Annotated in this window: 2 protein-coding genes; both read right to left on the bottom strand. The window is 66.7% G+C overall.

What is annotated here, in order from left to right:
• On the bottom strand, positions 1-768 hold a 768-nt coding region (locus B0F77_RS46110), incomplete at its 3' end, for a YhjD/YihY/BrkB family envelope integrity protein (protein WP_245849538.1).
• Between the two features lie 24 nt (positions 769-792).
• On the bottom strand, positions 793-1497 hold a 705-nt coding region (gene trpS / locus B0F77_RS46115), incomplete at its 5' end, for a tryptophan--tRNA ligase (RefSeq protein WP_086669343.1).

Genomic DNA, 1497 nt, shown 5'->3' on the forward strand with positions numbered 1-1497 from the left:
ACCGATCACCGACCCGAACGCGGCCGAAGTCGGCGAAGACGTGACGAACGACAAGAACACAGTCGCGGCCTGCTTCAACACCTCGAACCCGATAGCAGCCGCAAAAGCCCCACGCAGCGCCGACCGCCACCCCACCGGCTTGCGCGGCAACCGCGCGAGCACCCACAGGAACACCATCCAGTTGGCCAGCAACGACAGGAGGATCGAGCCGAGCCGCACCAGGACGTGCGCCCAGCCGGCGTCCTCCAGCCCCAGCCACTCCAGCACCTCCTTGGCGAACCCGGAGCCGAGCGCGGTGATGCCGAACGAGAGGGCGATCGCCAGCCCCAGCCCGATCAACGCCACCACGTCACGCCACAACGTGCCGAGGAACGGCAGGTTCTCCTTGGCGTGCCCCCATTGCGCGGTCAGGGCGTCCCGGAGGTTGCTCATCCATCCCAGACCGGAGTACGCGGCACCGAGCAGACCGATGATGCCGACCGTGCCCTTGGAGTCCAGGGCGGTGTTCACTGCCTCGTTGATCTGCTCGCGAAGCTGCGTGTCCGGCACCGCCTCGGCGATCGCCGTGCGCAGATCGGCCAGCAGGTCCGGCTGGGACTGCAGCACGAAGCCGGCCACCGCGAAGCCGATCATCAGGATGGGCACCAGCGACAGCACGCTGAAGTACGTCACGGCGGCTGCGTAGTGGGTGCCGTACCTCTCGGTGTAGCGCTCGTACGCCAGCATGATGTGGTCGAGCCACGCGTACTTCCGCCGCCACTTGTCCACGTCGGAGACGCTAGTGCAAGTGCACTACTCAGGCAGAACAAACCCGATCTTCTCGTACGTGCGGCGCAACGTGCCGGACGCGACATCACGCGCGCGCTCGGCGCCGCGGGCCAGGATCTTGTCCAGCGACGCCACGTCGTCGAGGTACGTGCGAACCCGCTCCTGGACCGGCGTGACCCACTCGGTGAAGACCTCGCCGAGGTCCTTCTTCAGGTCGCCGTAGCCCTTCCCGTCGTAGTCGAGAACCAGCGACTCCACGGAACGACCCGTCAGGGCCGAGTAGATCGTCAGCAGGTTCGAGACGCCCGGCTTGTTCTCGACGTCGAAGATGATCTCGCGGCCGGTGTCGGTGACGGCCGAGCGGATCTTCTTGGCCGAGCGCTTCGGGTCTTCCAGCAGCTCGACGACGCCGCCGGGCACCGACTTGCTCATCTTCGCCGTCGGGTCCTGCAGGTCGAAGATCTTGGCGGTGTCCTTGACGATGTACGACTCCGGCAGGCGGAAGGTCTTGCCGTAGCGCGAGTTGAAGCGGGTCGCGAGGTCGCGGGTCAGCTCCAGGTGCTGGCGCTGGTCCTCGCCGACCGGCACGTAGTGCGCCTGGTAAAGCAGGATGTCCGCGGCCTGCAGGATCGGGTAGGTGAACAGGCCCACGCCGACGGACTGCTCCTGGCGCGCGGACTTGTCCTTGAACTGCGTCATCCGCGACGCCTCGCCGAAGCCGGTCATGCA

This window comes from Lentzea kentuckyensis, assembly GCF_002150765.1.
Classification (GTDB): Bacteria; Actinomycetota; Actinomycetes; order Mycobacteriales; family Pseudonocardiaceae; genus Lentzea; species Lentzea kentuckyensis.